Origin of the sequence: Curtobacterium sp. PhB78 (genome assembly GCF_003751685.1) — a bacterium.
Classification (GTDB): Bacteria; Actinomycetota; Actinomycetes; order Actinomycetales; family Microbacteriaceae; genus Curtobacterium.
In genome coordinates this window covers 295,769-312,530 of sequence record NZ_RKIA01000002.1, presented here as the reverse complement: position 1 = coordinate 312,530, position 16,762 = coordinate 295,769, and the positions used below count along the sequence as shown (strand labels likewise).

Sequence of the window (16,762 nt, the reverse complement as noted above, 5' to 3'; positions counted from 1 at the left end):
GTCAGAACCTCACTCTCGGGTCGATCAGGGCGGCGACGACGTCGACGATGAAGTTGGTCACCGCGACGATCACCGCCAGCATCGCGACGATGCCCTGGACCGCGACGAAGTCACGGGCCGACAAGTACTGGTTGAGCTCGAAGCCCAGGCCGCGCCACCCGAAGGTGGTCTCGGTCAGGACCGAACCGCCCAGCAGCATCGCGATCTGCAGGCCCATGACCGTGATGATCGGCACGAGGGCGGGGCGGAACGCGTGCGTCCGGACGAGCCGCGACTCGCGGACACCGCGGGAGCGGGCCGCGTCGACGTACTCGGAGCCGAGCGACCCGATCATGTTCGCGCGCACCAGGCGCAGGAAGATGCCGGCGGTCAGCAGTCCGAGGGTCAGTGCGGGCAGGACGGCGTGCTGCAGCACGTCGCCGATGACCGCCGCGTTGCCGGTCCGGAGCGCGTCGATGATGTAGATGCCGCTCGCGCCGGGGATGCCGTCGAGGATGAGCTCCACCCGGGTCGACGCGCGGTCGCCGAGCGGCAGCCAGCCGAGCCACACCGAGAAGACGAGCTTGAGCAGCAGACCGCCGAAGAACACCGGGGTCGCGTACGTCAGGATCGCGAGGGCACGGAGCAGCACGTCGGGCCACTTGTCGCGCGTGTACGCGGCCAGCATGCCGAGCGGGATGCCGAGCACGAGCGCGACGACGAGGGCGTAGAAGACGAGCTCGGCGGTCGCGCCGCCGTACTGCAGGATGATCTCGGTGATCGGCCGGTTGTCGGTCGACGCGTTGCCGAAGTCACCGCGCAGGATGCCGCCGAGGTACTCGAAGTACTGCACGAGCACGGGACGGTCGTACCCGGCGGCGTGCAGGCGTTCCTGCAGCTGCGTCGGGGTGAGTCGGCCGCCGACCGACGCGGTGATCGGGTTCCCGATGACGCGCATCAGGAAGAACACGAGCGTCACCAGGATGAAGACGGTCGGGATGATGAGGAGGAACCTGACGAGGACGTACCGGCCGAGTCCGCCGCCACTGCTCTTGGCACGACGTTGTGCCTGTGGCTTGGTCGGATCGGTGCCGTTCACGTCCTGGGTCGCCTCTGGGGTGCTCAGGGTCACGGGGAGGGGTGCCTTTCATGCCGGTGCGCAGGCACGCGGGCGTTCCTCGTGGGAACGCCCGCGGCCTGCGCGAGGGGCGTGGTGCTACTTGCTGAGGGTGGCGTACCGGAACTTGAACGAGGCGTCGAGGGTCAGACCCTTGACGTCCTTGCCGGCGACGGCGACGGACTTGCCCTGCAGCAGGGGCAGCGTCGAGATCTGCGATGCCTCGCGCTCCTGGGCCTGCTCGATCAGGTCGGCACGCTTGTCCGGGTCGGACTCCGCCTGCTCCTTCGCGATGAGGTCCTGGATGACCGAGTCGTCGTAGTGGTTCTGGACGAAGTTCTCCTTGGTGAAGAACGGCGACAGGTAGTTGTCGGCGTCGGAGAAGTCCGGGAACCAACCGAGCTGGTACTCCGGGTACGCGTCCTTGGTGCGCTCCTGGGCGTAGGTCGTGTAGACCGTCGACTGGATGTTGACGGTGAACAGGCCCGAGTCCTCGAGCTGCGTCTTCAGCAGCGCGTACTCGTCGTCCGACGCCGAACCGTAGTGGTCGGGCGCGTACTGGATGTCGAGCTGCACCTTGCCGGAGACACCGGCGTCGGCGAGGGTCTTCTTCGCCTTGTCGACGTCGGGGCCACCGTCGCCGTCGCCGTACATGTCCTTGAACGGCTGGACCGCACCGGTGAGGCCGTCCGGCACCATCGAGTACAGCGGCGTGAAGGTGTCGTTGTAGACCTCCTTCGCCAGGGCGGCGCGGTCGACCACGTCGGCGGCGGCCTGTCGCACGGCGAGGGCCTTCGCCTCGTCGGCGTCGTCCTGACCGGTACCGAACGGCTGCGTCTTGAAGTTGAAGACCACGTAGCGGATCTCGCCGCCGGGGCCGTCGGTGACCTTGAGCTTGTCGTCCTTGCGCAGGTCCGAGATGTCGGTCGGCGTCAGGGAGCGGTACGCAACGTCGACGTCGCCCTGCTGCACGGCGAGCTTGAGGTCGGTCTCCTTGGTGTAGTAGTTGGCCGTCACCTCGGAGGTCTTCGCCTTGCCGAGCAGGCCGTCGTACTTCGGGTTCGTCTTGTACTGGATCAGCTGGTTCTCCTTGTAGGAGCTAATCTGGTACTGCCCGGCGAACGCCTTGCCCTTGACGATGTCGTCGGCGCTGGTGAGCTTCGTCGCGCTGAAGACGTCCTCGTCGACGATCGGGCCGGCGGGGCTCGAGAGCACCTGCGGCCAGGTCTGGTCGGCGTGGTCGAGGTTGAACACCACGGTCGTGTCGTCCGGGGTGTCGATGCTCTTGAGGTTGGCGAGCAGCGACTGCGGGCCGTTCTCGTTGTTGATCTTGAGTTCACGGTCGAACGAGAACTTCACGTCGCTCGAGGTGAGCTTGTTGCCGTTCGCGAACTCGAGGCCGTCCTTGAGGGTGACCTCGTACGTGGTCGGGCTCGTGAACTCCGCCTTCGTGGCGATGTCCGGCTCGACGTCCGGGCTGCCCACGGGCGTGTTCATCAGGAACGGGAAGACCTGGTTCTGCACGGCGAACGAGCCGTTGTCGTAGGAACCGGCCGGGTCGAGGGACGTGATCTTGTCCGTCGTCCCGATGCTCAGGCCGTTCAGCTCGGTGTCGCTCACGCTGCTGCTCGCGCAGCCGGTCAGCACCAGCGCCGTCGCTGCTGCTCCGGCGCCGAGCGCGATGCCGCGCCTGCCCCACGTGGCTGTGTGCTTCTTGAACACGGATGCCATGTTCGATGCCTCTCTTGAAGTTGGGTGCAAGTGTCCGGACCGGCGGGTGGTACGTCTGTGTGCCCGGCCAGGAACGCTCATTGGTATCACCCTGTCACGGAACAGATCGAACCGGGAGCGATTTGTTTACACCGCTGTAATGCAAGCACCCGTCGCGTGATGCATCATTCATGCGCATCGACCCGGCGCGCCGCACACGAAAGTTGCGCGCTGCAACCTGGGTGGTCGCCCCCGCCGACCGGTCACGACACACCGCCCGTCCCACCCCGAGCGGTCACGTCCCGTCGGCCGGACCCCGGCCAGCCGACGCCTTGCGACCACTCGACGTCCGACACGGCCGCGCGCCAGGCGCCCGGACTGCCAGGGGGCTAGGACGCGTCGGCGTCGGCGCGGAGCCGCATGCGCTGCGCGTCGATGTCCACGAGCTGCCGCTGGATCTCGGCGCGCCGCTCGGCCTGCTCGTGCGGGTCCGCACGCTGCAGTTGTCCGAGCAACGAGGCCTTGCGGGCGAGCAGGTCCCGCTCGACCAGGGCGACGACGATGCTCCGGCAGTACGCGGCGAGGTCCTCGGCGTTGCGGGCGGGGATCGGCGCGAGGGCCAGCTCGTGCGTCAGGGTGCGCAAGGGGGTCGGCACGTCGGCGAGCAACCGGTCGAGCCAGTCCCCCGCCCCGATGACGTCGACGTTGGCGACCACGGCGTCCCGCACGACGGCGAGCATCGGCGCCGAGAACGTGGCCGATGCGGCGAGCCCGAGCAGCGGCGCTCCGACCGAGGTCGGCTGCTGCACCATCGCCATGACGGCGTCGCGCTCCATGCGGCTGATCGGGTCGTTCGGCAGCGAGCGGATCCCGGCGACGGGCTCCTCGACCACACCGGCCCCGTCGGTGGCGTGACCGGCGCGACCGTCGCGCCCCGGGCCTCCTGACCGATCGTCCGTCGATCCCGCACGCCGACGCGCGGTCTCGACCGATCGACGGACCTCGGGCATGTCCATGCCGAGCCAGCCGGCGAGCTCGCGGACGTAGCCCTGCGTGAGCGAGCGGTCGCGGATGCCGGCGAGCACGGGCGCGGCGGCGCGGAGGGCACTGACGCGGCCCTCGACCGTCTCGAGGTCGTGGCCCTCCAACGTGCGGCGGATCATGAACTCGAACATCGGGCGCTTGTTCGTGATCAGGCGGCGGATGGCGTCGTCGCCGCGGGCGAGCCGGAGGTCGCACGGGTCGAGGCCACCGGGCGCCACGGCGACGAACGTCTGCGCGGCGAACCGCTGTTCCTCGGCGAAGGCGCGGGAGGCGGCACGCTGTCCGGCCTCGTCCGGGTCGAAGGTGAAGACCACCTCGCCGTTGGCGTTCGGGTCGGCGCCGGCCAGGTCGCCGAGCATCGGGCGCAGCACCTTGATGTGGTCGACGCCGAACGAGGTGCCGCACGTGGCGACCGCGGTGGTGATGCCGGCGACGTGGCAGGCCATGACGTCGGTGTAGCCCTCGACGATCACGACCTGCTTCTGCTTCGAGATGTCGCGGCGGGCCAGGTCGAGCCCGTAGAGCACCTGGCTCTTGTGGTAGATCGGGGTCTCGGGCGTGTTGAGGTACTTCGGGCCCTTGTCGTCGTCGAGCAGGCGACGGGCACCGAACCCGATCGTCGCCCCGGTGACGTCGCGGATCGGCCACATCAGGCGACCACGGAACCGATCGTACGGCGACCGGTCGCCCTGGCTGACGAGCCCGGCCGAGGTGAGTTCCTCGAGCGTGAAGCCCCGACCGCGCAGGTGGTCCTTGAGCATGTCGAAGGACTTCGGGGCGAAGCCGACACCGAAGTGCTGCGCCGCCGAGGGATCGAACCCGCGCTCCCCCAGGAACCGCCGTGCGGGGTCGGCCGCGGCGGTGGTGAGCTGCGCCGTGTAGAACTCGAGCGCGGCTTCGTTGGCGGCGATCAGCCGGGCGCGGGTGTTGTAGTCGGTGCGCGGCCCGTCGCCCTCTTCGTAGTGCAGGGTGAAGCCGATCTTCGCGGCCATGCGCTCGACGGCCTCGGCGAAGGTGGTGTGGTCCTGCGCCATGATGAAGCTGAAGACGTCGCCGTCCTCGCCGCAGCCGAAGCAGTGGTAACGCCCGACCTGGGGCCGGACGTGGAACGACGGGGAACGTTCGTCGTGGAAGGGGCAGAGCCCCTTCATCGACCCGACGCCCGCGTTCTTCAGCGTGACGTAGTCGCCGACGACGTCGGCGATGTTGACACGCGAGCGGACCTCGTCGATGTCGTTCCGCGCGATCCTGCCAGCCACCCTCTGATCCTAGTTCGTGGGACCGACCTCGGCCGACCGCTCACACCGGGATGTGGACCGCTTCCCGCTCACCGACGACCAACCGACGGTGCCAGGCGATCGCCCCTTGGTCCGTCAGGCTCGCGACCTGGTCGACCACGGCGCGGAGCCGGCCGTCGTCGTCGGACGCCGCACGCCAGTCGGCGGCGAAGCCGGGCTCGAGGTCCGATGCACCCGACGCCGCCAGGGCGTCGAGCAGCTCGGTCAGGATCCGGCGCTGGTCTTCGTACACGGGCTGCCGGTCGCCCTGCGTCATCACGAACGCCGCCACGATCCCCTTGAGGACCGCGATCTCGCCGATGATCTCCGGCGGCGTCACGACGGACGCCGCGAACCGGACCAGGGACCCGGAGGCATAGGACTCGCGGGTCGCGGCCGTCGCCGTCCGCGCGAAGCGTCCGATCAGCTGCGAGGTCAGGTTCTTCAGGTGCGCTGCGTCACGCCGGGACCCGTCGTACGAGGTCATCCAGAGCGGAAGTGCCCGGAGGCGGTCGAACGCCTCGAGCAGTTCGTCACGACTCAGGTCGTCGCCAACCCATGCGTGCATCGCGGTGACGATGTCGTTCTCGCCGACGCGGTCGCCGAGCGCTGCGACGTCGATGAACCCGGCGACGACGGCGTCCTCGAAGTCGTGCACCGAGTACGCGATGTCGTCGGACAGGTCCATGACCTGCGCCTCGATGCACCGCTGCCGACGGGGCGCCCCGGCACGGAGCCACTCGAAAGCGTCGTGGTCGTCGTCGTAGAAGCCGAACTTGGTCCGACCCGATGACGACTCGGAGACGCCCTGCGCCGCGGGCCACGGGTACTTGCAGCTGGCGTCCAACGACGCACGGGTCAGGTTGAGTCCGAACGGACGGTCGACGTCGGCGCCGAGCCGGACGCCGTACACCTTCGGCTCGAGCCGGGTGAGCAGCCGCAGCGTCTGCGCGTTGCCCTCGAACCCGCCGATGCCGGCGGCCCAGGCGTTGACGGCGGTCTCACCGTTGTGGCCGAAGGGCGGGTGGCCGATGTCGTGCGCCAGGCACGCGGTGTCCACCACGTCGGGGTCGAGGCCCAACGAGTCCGCGAGCTCGCGACCGACCTGCGCCACCTCGAGCGAGTGGGTCAGGCGGTTGCGGGCGAAGTCGAGCCCGGTCGTCGGGCTGAGCACCTGGGTCTTGGCGGCGAGGCGGCGCAGCGCGCTGGAGTGCAGCAGGCGTGCGCGGTCGCGGGCGAAGTCCGATCGGCGGTTGCCGTGCTCCTCCGGGAGCCAGCGCTCGGCGTCGGCCGGGCCGTACGAGGCGGTGGCGCTCATCCGCCGCTGTGGTGCAGCTCGGCGGCGGCGAGGACCTTGCGGAACTCGCTGTCGACGTCGCGGGACTCGAGCCAGCGGTCGGGCAGTGCGGTGCGCTTCGGGTTGCCGGAGCGACCACGGGGGCCCTCGGCGCCCTCGCCCGGGTACGGTGCGTCGCGGTCGAGCTGCCCGAGCAGGTCGTCGATCTCCTGCAGGCTCGACGACAGCGCGAGACCGGACCGCACGTCGCTGCCGATCGGGTACCCCTTGAAGTACCAGGCCACGTGCTTGCGGGCGTCGCGGCAGCCGTGGTCTTCGGACCCGAAGAACTCGACGAGCAGTTCGGCGTGCCGACGGAACCCGTCGGCGACCTCGCCCAGGGTGGGCATGTACCGCAGCCCTTCGCCGCGGAACGCCGCCGCCAGGTCGCCGAACAGCCACGGACGCCCGAGGCACCCGCGTCCGACGACGACGCCGTCGACGCCGGTCTCGTCCACCATGCGGAGGGCGTCGGCAGCCGACCAGATGTCCCCGTTGCCGAGGATCGGGATGTCGGTGACGGTCTCCTTCAGCGTCGCGATCGCCGACCAGTCGGCGTGACCGGAGTAGTGCTCGTTCGCCGTGCGGGCGTGCAGCGACACCGCGGCGACGCCGGCGTCCCGCGCGATGCGGGCGGCGTCGAGGTAGGTCAGGTGGTCTTCGTCGATGCCCTTGCGCATCTTCACGGTGACCGGCACGTTCCCTGCGGCGCGGACGGTCTTCGTGACGAGTTCGCGGAACAGCTCGAGCTTCCAGGGCAGTGCCGCGCCGCCGCCCTTGCGGGTGACCTTGGGCACCGGGCAGCCGAAGTTCAGGTCGATGTGGTCGGCACGGTCCTCGCCCACCAGGATCGACGCTGCCTCGGCCACGGTGTTCGGCTCGACGCCGTACAGCTGGATCGACCGCGGGGTCTCGGACTCGTGGTGCTGGATGAGCTGCATCGACACGGGGGTGCGTTCGACCAGTGCGCGCGACGTGATCATCTCGCAGACGTAGAGACCGGCGCCGTACTCGCGGCAGAGCCGGCGGTACGCCATGTTCGTGATGCCCGCCATGGGCGCGAGCACGACCGGCACGTCGACCTCGATCGGGCCGATGCGCAGAGGCCGTGCTGGGGCTTGTGTGATCGTCATACCTGTCCCATCTTCCCACGTCGGTGCTCGCCGGTAGCGTTCTCCACATGACGATCGACGCCAGCACCCGGTTCGACACCGACGCAGCAGCCCGCGGCCTGACGGTCGAGGTCGTCGAACGCCCCGCCGCGGACTCCCTGCAGCAGGCCGCCGAGCTGCTCGGCATCGACCCCGGCGACATCGTCAAGACACTCGTCGTCAAGCGGCACGACGGCGGCTTCCTGCTCGCGCTCGTGCCGGGCGGCCGGAGCATCGCGTGGAAGAAGCTCCGCACCGTCGTCGGGGTGAACAAGCTCTCGATGCCCGACGCGGCGACCGCGCTCCAGGCGTCGGGCTACGAGCGCGGCACCATCACGCCCATCGGCGCGACCGGCGACCTGCCCGTCTACGCCGACGAACGCATCGTCGGTCGACGGGTCGCCCTCGGTGCGGGCCGACACGGCGCGAGCGCCTTCGTCGACGCCGACGACCTCGTCGCCGCGTACGGCGCGACGGTCGCCGACATCACCGACGAGGAACCGCAGCGCGCCTGACCAGTCCTGCGACCGACGGATCGCGCCCCCGCGCAGCCGTCGCGCCCCGCTGAGTCGGGGCGCAACGACCGCACGGGGGCGCGAGACCAGCAGCGCGCGGCGCGGGACCAGCAGCGCGCGAAGCGCGACCGACGGATCCGTCAGTCTGGCACCTCGGTCCAGTCGCCCTCGGCGCCGGCGAACGATCCGGCGTCGATCAGGCACGAATCACGGTCGCAGACCGGCGCACCGCCGGGCGTGACCAGCGTGAGCAGGCCGGGGCGCGCCTCCAGACCGGAGATCGCATCCGGGACCGACGGGGCGGACGGGAGGCCCGCCCCACCCCCGACGGTGACCGTCGCGCCCGTCATCGGGTCGCCGCCACGTCGGCGCTCGCGTCGTCCGCAGCGCGTTCGGTCGCCGAGGCGACCTCGTCCGGAGTCGTCCCGCGCAGCGCGACGACCTGCGTCAGCACCTGCTCGAACGCTGCCGGGTCCTGCGCGCCCGAGACGCCGTACTTGCCGTCGATGACGAAGAAGGGGACGCCGTTGATGCCGAAGGCCTGCGCCTGGGCCTGGTCGGCGCGGACGGCTGCGAGCTGCGAGTCGTCGCGGAGCGTGGCGAGGACCTCGTCGCGGTCGAGCCCGATCTCGGCGGCCAGGTCGGCCAGCGTCGCGTCGTCGCCGACGTGCTCGCCGCGCTCGAAGTAGGCGGTGAACAGGCGCTCGACCATGTCGAGCTGCTTGCCGTGCTGCTTGGCGAGGTGGATGACCTGGTGCGCCTTCACGGTGTTCGTGTGGTGCATGGCATCGAAGTCGTAGTCCAGCCCGACCGACGCCGCGATGCCGGTGACCTGGTCGAGCATCTGCTGCGCCTGCTCGACGGGCATGCCCTTGTGGCTCGACAGGAACTCGGCCTCGGTGCCCTCGAAGTCGACGGGGGTGTCCGGGCTGAGCTCGAAGGAGTGGTACTCGACCTCGACCGGGCGGCCGTCCGCCGAGGCGCCGAACGCGGCGACGCCGGCCTCGAACTTGCGCTTGCCGATGTAGCACCAGGGGCAGGCGATGTCCGACCAGACATCGACCTTCACGGAGTCGTTCATGCTGATCCCAACGCGGACGTTGCGCGCGCATTCCCGCCGCACAACCAAAATCACCTCGCGCCGCGGGATCGCGCGGTTCGAGGTGATTTTGGTTGTGCTGGACGCATCCGCGCCGTGCCGGGTCCGGCCGGCCGCCCGCGAGACCCCTACGCGCCGAGCAGGCGCTGCGCCAGGTAGCCCTGCAGCTGGTCGAGGGCGACCCGCTCCTGCGCCATCGTGTCGCGCTCGCGCACCGTGACGGCCTTGTCCTCGAGCGTGTCGAAGTCGACCGTGATGCAGAACGGCGTACCGATCTCGTCGTGGCGACGGTAGCGACGGCCGATCGCCCCGGCGTCGTCGAAGTCCACGTTCCAGTTCTTGCGCAGGTCGTCGGCCAGGCCGCGGGCGACCGGCGAGAGCTGCTCGTTGCGCGACAGCGGCAGTACCGCGGCCTTGACGGGCGCCAGGCGCGGGTCGAGTCGCAGCACGGTGCGCTTGTCGACGCCGCCCTTCGCGTTCGGTGCTTCGTCTTCGTGGTACGAGTCGAGCAGGAACGCCATGAGCGCACGGGTCAGGCCGAAGGACGGCTCGATGACGTACGGCACGTACTTCTCGTTGGCGGCCTGGTCGAAGAAACGCAGGTCCTGGCCGGACGACTCGATGTGGTTGTTGAGGTCGAAGTCGGTGCGGTTCGCGACGCCCATGAGCTCGCCCCACTCCGATCCGGTGAACCCGAAGCGGTACTCGATGTCCGCGGTGGCGTCGGAGTAGTGCGCCCGCTCGCCGTCCGGCACGTCGAAGCGACGCAGGTTCTCCGGGTCGATGCCGAGGTCGGTGTAGAACGCGACCGAGTCGGCGATCCACTGCTCGTAGTGCTCGCCCGCCTCGGCCGGCGGCACGAAGTACTCGATCTCCATCTGCTCGAACTCGCGGGTGCGGAAGATGAAGTTGCCGGGCGTGATCTCGTTGCGGAACGCCTTGCCGACCTGCCCGATGCCGAACGGGGGCTTCATGCGGCTGGTCGTGACGACCTGCGCGAAGTCGACGAAGATGCCCTGCGCGGTCTCGGGGCGCAGGAAGTTCAGGCCCTCTTCGGACTCGACCGGGCCGAGGTACGTCTTGAGCATGCCGGAGAACTCGCGGGGCTCGGTCCACTCGCCGCGGGTGCCGCAGTTCGGGCAGGCGATCTCGGCCATGCGGCCCTCGGGGTCGCGGCCCTTCTTGGCGACGAACGCCTCGATCAGGTGGTCCTCGCGGAACCGGTGGTGGCAGTGCAGGCACTCCACGAGCGGGTCGGTGAAGGTCGCGACGTGGCCGGAGGCCTCCCACACCTTGCGGGGCAGGATGACGGCGGAGTCGAGGCCGACCATGTCGCCACGGCCGCGGACGAACCGCTGCCACCACTGACGCTTGATGTTCTCCTTGAGCTCCACACCGAGGGGCCCGTAGTCCCACGCGGAGCGGGAGCCTCCGTAGATCTCACCCGACTGGAAGACGAAGCCGCGGCGCTTGGCCAGGGCGATGACGCTGTCGAGACGGGTGGGCTGTGCCAAAGAGTGCTCCAGAGGTCGCCGAGCTGGGTGCTCGGTGCGGAAACGGTCCGGGCAAGACTACCGGCGATCGTCGGCCGGGAGGCCCGCCCCGCGTCCGCCCGCAGCGCTCACCTCGCCGACGTGGTCGCCCTCACCCCGCGCAGTGCGGCCGCCACGTCGGTCACGTCGGACTCGTCGTTCCACAGGTGGAACGCGATCCGGAGTCGCCCGGCACGCCCCGACGCGGTGAGCCCGGCGGCGGTGAGGGCCCGGAGGGCCGACCCGTCGGCGTCCGCGAACGTCACGATCGCCTGCCCGTCGCCCTGCCGAGGCGACCCGAGGGCGTCGCACAGCCGGTCTGCGAGACCGGTGGCGTGCCTCCAGACCGCCTGCTGGTCGAGCGCGACCGCGTGTTCGAGCGCGGCCACGGCACCGGGCCACGCCTGCCAGGCAGGCGAGACGTCGAAGCGACGGGCGTCGTCGGCCAGGCGCATGTCGGGGCCGTAGCAGGACGACCACACGTCCGCGCCGGCGTACCAGCCGGCCTGGACCGGGCGGAGCCGACCGAGGGCGGTGTCGGAGAGTGTCATGAAGGCGACGCCGCGCGGTGCGCAGAGCCACTTGTAGGCGTGCGTGAGCGTCACGTCGAACAGTGCCGCGTCGACGGGCAGGACGCCGGCTGCTTGCGTGAGGTCGCAGAGAGTGAGGGCACCGACCCGCCGGGCCGCGGCGACGACCGGGTGAGGATCCGTGACGGCGCCGGTGGCGGACTGCACCGCGGACCACGCGACGAGGGCGGTGTCGGGCCCGACGGACGCGGCGAGCCGGTTGAGCGGGACGTGCCGGACGCGGACGCCTCGGTGCGCCTGGGCGAGGAACGGGAAGACGACCGAGCTGAAGTCGCCGTCGGGGACGACCACCTCAGCACCGTCCGACAGGGCGTCGGCGACGACCGCGGCCATCACCGAGGTCTGCGAGCCGGTCGCCACGTGGGACACCGGCACCCCGACGAGGGCGGCGAACAGCGCGCGGCCCTCCTCGACCAACGCCCCGTAGCGGGCCGGCGAGGTCTCGGCGCGGGACCACGCGTCGAGGTCGGCCCGCTGGGCGGCGAGCGTGGCCCGGGTCGGCAGACCGGCGGTGCACGCCGCGAGGTAGCCACGACCGGCGGGGAAGGAGTCCATGCGGACAGCGTCCCGGCTCGTGCTCCATCACACCAGGCCGGGTTCGTTGTGCAGCCGATAACATCGCGTGATGGACGACATCGATCCCCAGCTGCTCCGGGTCCTCCGCGCCGTGGCCGACGGTGGGTCGATCACCCGCGCCGCCGCAGCGCTCGGGTCGAGCCAACCCGCGGTCAGCCAGTTGCTCGCCCGGGCCGAGCGGCGACTCGGGCACACCCTGGTGCTGCGGTCCGGGCAGGACGGTCGCGGCGGGCGCGGTGCCACCCTCACGGACGCCGGTCGGGTGCTCGCGGACCACGCCCTGCACGTGCAGGCCGCACTGACCGCCGCGCGCGAGGACCTCGACGCCGTCGGGGGCCTGACCCGCGGTCGAGTGCGCCTCGCCGGGTTCCCGAGCGCCTCGTCGGCCCTCGTGCCCGCCGTGCTCGCCCGGATGGCGGCGACGGCTCCGGGCGTGACGACCTCGTACGTCGAGGTCGAACCGCCCGAGGCGCTCGACCTGCTCCGGAGCGGGGAGGTCGACGTCGCCCTGACCTTCACCTACGTCGGCGACGAGGTCGGGTCCGTCCCGGACCCCGGGCTCGTCACGCGGGCACTCGGGCGGGATCCGCTCGCCCTGGTGACGCCCTCCGTGTCCGTGGGGTCCGATGCTGCGGACTCTGGTGCCGCGGATTCCGGTGCTGTCGACCTCGCGTCGCACCGCGACGCCCGCTGGATCGGCGGCTGCCCGCGGTGCCGCGGCCACCTGCTCGCCTCGTGTGCGACGGCCGGGTTCACCCCGGACATCGTGCTCGAGACCGACAACGCGGCTGCGGTGGTGGGACTCGTCGCCGCCGGACTCGGCGTGGCCCTGCTCCCCCGGCTGGCGCTCGCGACGACGGTCATCCCCGCCGAGGTCCGGGTCGACCCCGTGGACGACGACCTGGCCCGCCGGGTCGAGGTCGTCATCGCCCGAGGGGCCGAGCGCGTCCCGAGCGTCCGTGCGGCCCTGGACGCGGTGCGGTCGGCGGCGCACCTGCTCGACGGGCCGCTGCCCGGCTGACGGGTGCGTCAGGCCGTCGGGGCGTCGACCGCACCGCCGTAGCGACGGTCGCGGCGGGCGTACTCCTCGATCGCGCCCCACAGGTCCGTGCGCCGGAAGTCCGGCCACAGGCGGTCCAGGAACACCATCTCGGCGTACGCCGACTGCCACAGCAGGAAGTTGCTCGTGCGCTGCTCCCCCGAACTGCGCAGGAACAGGTCGACGTCGGGCATCTCAGGCACGTAGAGCCGCTTCGCAAGGGCCTTCTCGGTGACCTGGCTCGGCTTGAGGCGTCCGGCGGCGACCTCTTCGGCCATCCCCCGCACGGCGTCGACGATCTCGTTCCGGCCGCCGTAGTTGACGCACATCGTCAGGGTCAGCACGTCGTTGCCCGCGGTCATCTGCTCGGCACGGTCGAGTTCGTCGATGACGCTCCGCCACAACCGCGGACGCCGTCCGGCCCACCGCACCTTGACGCCCCACTCGTTCAGTTGGTCGCGCCGACGACGGATCACATCGCGGTTGAAGCCCATCAGGAACCGGACCTCTTCCGGCGAACGCTTCCAGTTCTCGGTGGAGAACGCGTACGCCGAGATGTGCTTGACGCCGATCTGGATCCCGCCGGCGACGACGTCGAGCAGCGAGGCCTCGCCCGCCTTGTGTCCCTCGATCCGGGTGAGCCCGCGGCCGTTGGCCCACCGACCGTTGCCGTCCATCACGATCGCGACGTGGTCCGGCACGAACCGGGCCGGGATCGCCGGAGGCGTCTCACCGGTCCAGTCGATCGGGCGGAACGGCTCGGCGTCGTCAGGGCGGCGGGGGCTCATGCGGTGGGGGTTCCTTCCACGGTGCGGGTTCCTTCCGCGGCGGGATCGGGGTCAGGGAGTGCGGGTGCGGGGGTGGAGGCCACCGCGCGTGCCGTCGCCTCGGGTCCGTCGTGGGTCAGCGGCACGGGCAGCGGGTGCTCCGAGCGGTCGACGTGCGGCAGGGACCGGAGCGATCGTTCCAGGTGCCACTGGGCGTAGGCCGCGACCACGCCGGAGGCCCGCGACCGCGTCCGTTCGTCGGTGGCGTCGACGCTCACCCAGTCGCCGGCGAGCAGCGAACCGAGCACGCCGAGGGTCGCCGGGTCGAGCCGCGGCGTGCCGGGAGGCGCAGCCCGGTCGGCGACGACCCCGCCGAGCTGCACCACGAACGCGGAGTGCGGCCCGGGCTCCCCCGTGACCGCACAGTCGCTGAACGAGGGCGCCCACCCCGCGATGCTCATCGCACGGAGCAGGTAGGAGTCGAGCGTCGCGCTGGAGTGGTGCTCACCGCGCGACAGCGACCGCAGCGCGCCGACGAGCAACAGGTACTGCTGCAGCCCGGCGTCGGCCTCGCTCAGGCGGTCGGCGGTCTCGACCATCGCGCTCGCAGCCGTGTACGCGCCGTAGTCGGCGACGATCTGCGCCCCGTAGGCCCCGAGCGACTCGGCCTGCGTGACGATGTCGAGCGACCGGCCCTCGTAGAACTGGGCGTCGACGACCATGAACGGCTCGAGCCGGCTGCCGAACTTCGACGCGGTCCGCCGCACGCCCTTGGCCACCGCACGGATCTTGCCGTGCTGCCGGCTGAGCATGGTGACGATGCGGTCGGCTTCCCCGAGCTTGTGGGTGCGCAACACGACGCACTCGTCCCGGTACAGCGGCATGCCCCCAGTATCCCCCGCCCCGCCGACACCGCGTGGGCGCGCAGCGCGCAGCGCGCAGCGCGCAGCGCGCGCCGCGCGCAGGGGTACCGAGCGGAATCGGGCGTACCTGGTCGAAAGAAACGATCAGGTACGCCCGATTCGACTTGCCATCGCGCGTGACGGGGGAAAGACCGGGCACAGACGGGAGGCTCCCCACCGGGCACGGCCGGTCCGCCGCTGGCGCGTCGGCCCGGAACCGGCCGGCGTGGGCCCAGGTGCAGGACGGACCTGCACCGCGCCTCCCGGCCTGGTCGCGTCTCAGGCGGAGACGAGCTCCGGCGAGTCGGCGCCGGCTGCAGCACCGGCTCGCACCGCGCGGTTCACCGCGGACACGATCGCCTTGAGCGAGGCCGTCGAGATGTCGGCGTCGATGCCGACGCCCCACAGGCGCACGCCGTCGACGTCGAGCTCGACGTACGACGCCGCCTTGGCGTCACCGGAGGCGCTCATCGTGTGCTCCGAGTAGTCGTACAGCGTGACCTGGACGCCCTGCTCGGCGAGGACCTTGAGGAACGCGTCGATCGGACCGGTGCCCACGGCGTCGGCGGTGACGGAGCCCTCGTCGACGCGGAGTGCGACCGACAGCGAGGTCGTGCCGTCGAAGTCGCTCGAGGTCGCCGTCTTGGTGAGCTCGTACCGGCCCCACTTGTCGTCGTCGGTCGAGGCGGGCAGGTACTCGTCCTGGAACACGTCCCAGATGCGCTGCGACGAGAACTCGCCGCCCTCGGTGTCGGTGTGCCGCTGCACGACGCCGGAGAACTCGATCTGCAGCTTGCGGGGCAGGTCGAGGGCGTGGTCGGTCTTGAGCAGGTACGCGACGCCGCCCTTGCCGGACTGCGAGTTCACGCGGATGACGGCCTCGTACGAGCGGCCGATGTCCTTCGGGTCGACGGGCAGGTACGGCACCGCCCACTCGATCTCGTCGATGTCCTTGCCTGCGGCGGCGGCCTTGGCCTTCATCGCCTCGAAGCCCTTGTTGATGGCGTCCTGGTGCGAGCCGCTGAACGCCGTGTAGACGAGGTCGCCCGCCCACGGCTGACGCTCCGGCACCGGCAGCTGGTTGCAGTACTCGACGGTGCGCTTCACCTGGTCGATGTCCGCGAACGAGATCTCCGGGTCGATGCCCTGCGTGAACAGGTTCATGCCCAGCGCGACGAGGTCGACGTTGCCGGTGCGCTCACCGTTGCCGAACAGGCAGCCTTCGATGCGGTCCGCGCCGGCCATGTAGCCCAGCTCGGCGGCGGCGACGGCGGTGCCGCGGTCGTTGTGCGGGTGCAGCGACAGGATGACGTCCTGGCGGTGCGCGAGGTTGCGCGACATCCACTCGATCGAGTCGGCGTAGACGTTCGGCGTCGCCATCTCGACGGTGGCCGGCAGGTTGATGATGACCTTGCGGTCGGGGGTGGGCTCGAAGACCTCGAGCACGGCGTTGCAGATCTGCAGCGCGACCTCGAGCTCGGTGCCCGTGTAGGACTCCGGCGAGTACTCGTAGTAGACCGTCGTGTCGTGCTGCAGCGTCGCCTCAGCCGCCTTGCAGAGCTTCGCGCCGGCCACCGCGATGTCGACGACACCCTGCACGTCGGTGCGGAAGACGACCTCGCGCTGCACGATCGACGTCGAGTTGTACAGGTGGACGATGGCCTGCTTCGCGCCGTCGATCGCCTCGTACGTGCGCTGGATGAGGTGCTCGCGCGCCTGGGTCAGCACCTGGATGGTGACGTCGTCGGGGATCGCGCCCTCGTCGATCAGGCTGCGGACGAAGTCGAAGTCGGTCTGCGAGGCGCTCGGGAACCCGACCTCGATCTCCTTGTAGCCCATGCCGACGAGCAGGTCGAACATGGCGCGCTTGCGCTCGGCGTCCATCGGGTCGATGAGGGCCTGGTTGCCGTCACGCAAGTCGACCGCACACCAGCGCGGCGCCCGCTCGATGCGCTTCGTCGGCCAGGTGCGGTCGGGCAGTTCGACCGAGATCTGTTCGTGGAAGGGGACGTACTTGTGGATCGGCATCCCGGAGGGCTGCTGCGTGTTCTGCATCGTTCGTCGCTTTCGTCGCGTGTTCGTGTGCTCTGGTGAGTGCGGCCACGACGGACTCCGCGACGAGGTGGGC

General features: G+C 70.6%; 14 protein-coding genes. 2 read left to right on the top strand and 12 right to left on the bottom strand.

Annotation, left to right across the window (positions count from 1 at the left end):
* Position 1 precedes the first annotated feature (1 nt).
* The 5 genes from EDF53_RS05180 to dusB form a co-directional block, all read right to left on the bottom strand.
* Positions 2-1,078, bottom strand: coding sequence for an ABC transporter permease (locus tag EDF53_RS05180; protein WP_123292841.1), 1,077 nt, complete (start codon positions 1,076-1,078; stop codon positions 2-4).
* A 117-nt stretch (positions 1,079-1,195) separates the two neighbouring features.
* Positions 1,196-2,827, bottom strand: coding sequence for an ABC transporter substrate-binding protein (locus tag EDF53_RS05175; RefSeq protein WP_123292569.1), 1,632 nt, complete (start codon positions 2,825-2,827; stop codon positions 1,196-1,198).
* 368 nt (positions 2,828-3,195) lie between these two features.
* Positions 3,196-5,109, bottom strand: a complete 1,914-nt coding sequence (gene dnaG / locus EDF53_RS05170) for a DNA primase (RefSeq protein ID WP_123292568.1) — start codon at positions 5,107-5,109, stop codon at positions 3,196-3,198.
* Between the two features lie 40 nt (positions 5,110-5,149).
* Positions 5,150-6,445, bottom strand: a complete 1,296-nt coding sequence (locus EDF53_RS05165) for a deoxyguanosinetriphosphate triphosphohydrolase (protein WP_123292567.1) — start codon at positions 6,443-6,445, stop codon at positions 5,150-5,152.
* The gene (gene dusB, locus EDF53_RS05160; RefSeq protein WP_123292566.1) at positions 6,442-7,596 is read right to left on the bottom strand and encodes a tRNA dihydrouridine synthase DusB; all 1,155 of its coding nucleotides are present in this window, start codon (positions 7,594-7,596) and stop codon (positions 6,442-6,444) included. Before dusB ends, EDF53_RS05165 begins: the two co-directional genes overlap by 4 nt.
* 47 nt (positions 7,597-7,643) lie before the next feature.
* Here dusB and EDF53_RS05155 point away from each other — a divergent pair, with 47 nt between their 5' ends.
* On the top strand, positions 7,644-8,129 hold the full coding sequence (locus tag EDF53_RS05155) for an aminoacyl-tRNA deacylase (protein ID WP_123292565.1): 486 nt from the start codon (positions 7,644-7,646) through the stop codon (positions 8,127-8,129).
* A gap of 140 nt (positions 8,130-8,269) precedes the next feature.
* Here EDF53_RS05155 and EDF53_RS05150 read toward each other — a convergent pair whose 3' ends face one another.
* The 4 genes from EDF53_RS05150 to EDF53_RS05135 form a co-directional block, all read right to left on the bottom strand.
* On the bottom strand, positions 8,270-8,479 hold the full coding sequence (locus EDF53_RS05150; protein ID WP_123292564.1) for a hypothetical protein: 210 nt from the start codon (positions 8,477-8,479) through the stop codon (positions 8,270-8,272).
* The gene (locus EDF53_RS05145) at positions 8,476-9,210 is read right to left on the bottom strand and encodes a DsbA family protein (RefSeq protein WP_123292563.1); all 735 of its coding nucleotides are present in this window, start codon (positions 9,208-9,210) and stop codon (positions 8,476-8,478) included. The genes EDF53_RS05150 and EDF53_RS05145 overlap by 4 nt, the downstream gene beginning before the upstream one ends.
* Before the next feature lie 146 nt (positions 9,211-9,356).
* Complete coding sequence (locus EDF53_RS05140; RefSeq protein WP_123292562.1) at positions 9,357-10,742, bottom strand: glycine--tRNA ligase; 1,386 nt, start codon at positions 10,740-10,742, stop codon at positions 9,357-9,359.
* A gap of 107 nt (positions 10,743-10,849) precedes the next feature.
* Entirely contained in the window at positions 10,850-11,905 is a 1,056-nt protein-coding gene (locus EDF53_RS05135) for an aminotransferase class V-fold PLP-dependent enzyme (protein WP_123292561.1), read from the bottom strand.
* Positions 11,906-11,975: 70 nt separating this feature from the next.
* Between EDF53_RS05135 and EDF53_RS05130 the strand changes: the two genes are divergently transcribed.
* The gene (locus EDF53_RS05130; RefSeq protein ID WP_123292560.1) at positions 11,976-12,947 is read left to right on the top strand and encodes a LysR family transcriptional regulator; all 972 of its coding nucleotides are present in this window, start codon (positions 11,976-11,978) and stop codon (positions 12,945-12,947) included.
* A gap of 8 nt (positions 12,948-12,955) precedes the next feature.
* Here EDF53_RS05130 and EDF53_RS05125 read toward each other — a convergent pair whose 3' ends face one another.
* The 3 genes from EDF53_RS05125 to leuA form a co-directional block, all read right to left on the bottom strand.
* A complete protein-coding gene (locus EDF53_RS05125) occupies positions 12,956-13,753 on the bottom strand; it encodes an isoprenyl transferase (RefSeq protein WP_123292559.1) in 798 nt (265 codons plus the stop codon).
* Positions 13,750-14,616, bottom strand: a complete 867-nt coding sequence (gene recO, locus EDF53_RS05120) for a DNA repair protein RecO (RefSeq protein ID WP_123292558.1) — start codon at positions 14,614-14,616, stop codon at positions 13,750-13,752. Before recO ends, EDF53_RS05125 begins: the two co-directional genes overlap by 4 nt.
* A 297-nt stretch (positions 14,617-14,913) precedes the next feature.
* Positions 14,914-16,689, bottom strand: a complete 1,776-nt coding sequence (gene leuA, locus EDF53_RS05115; protein ID WP_123292557.1) for a 2-isopropylmalate synthase — start codon at positions 16,687-16,689, stop codon at positions 14,914-14,916.
* Positions 16,690-16,762 lie beyond the last annotated feature (73 nt).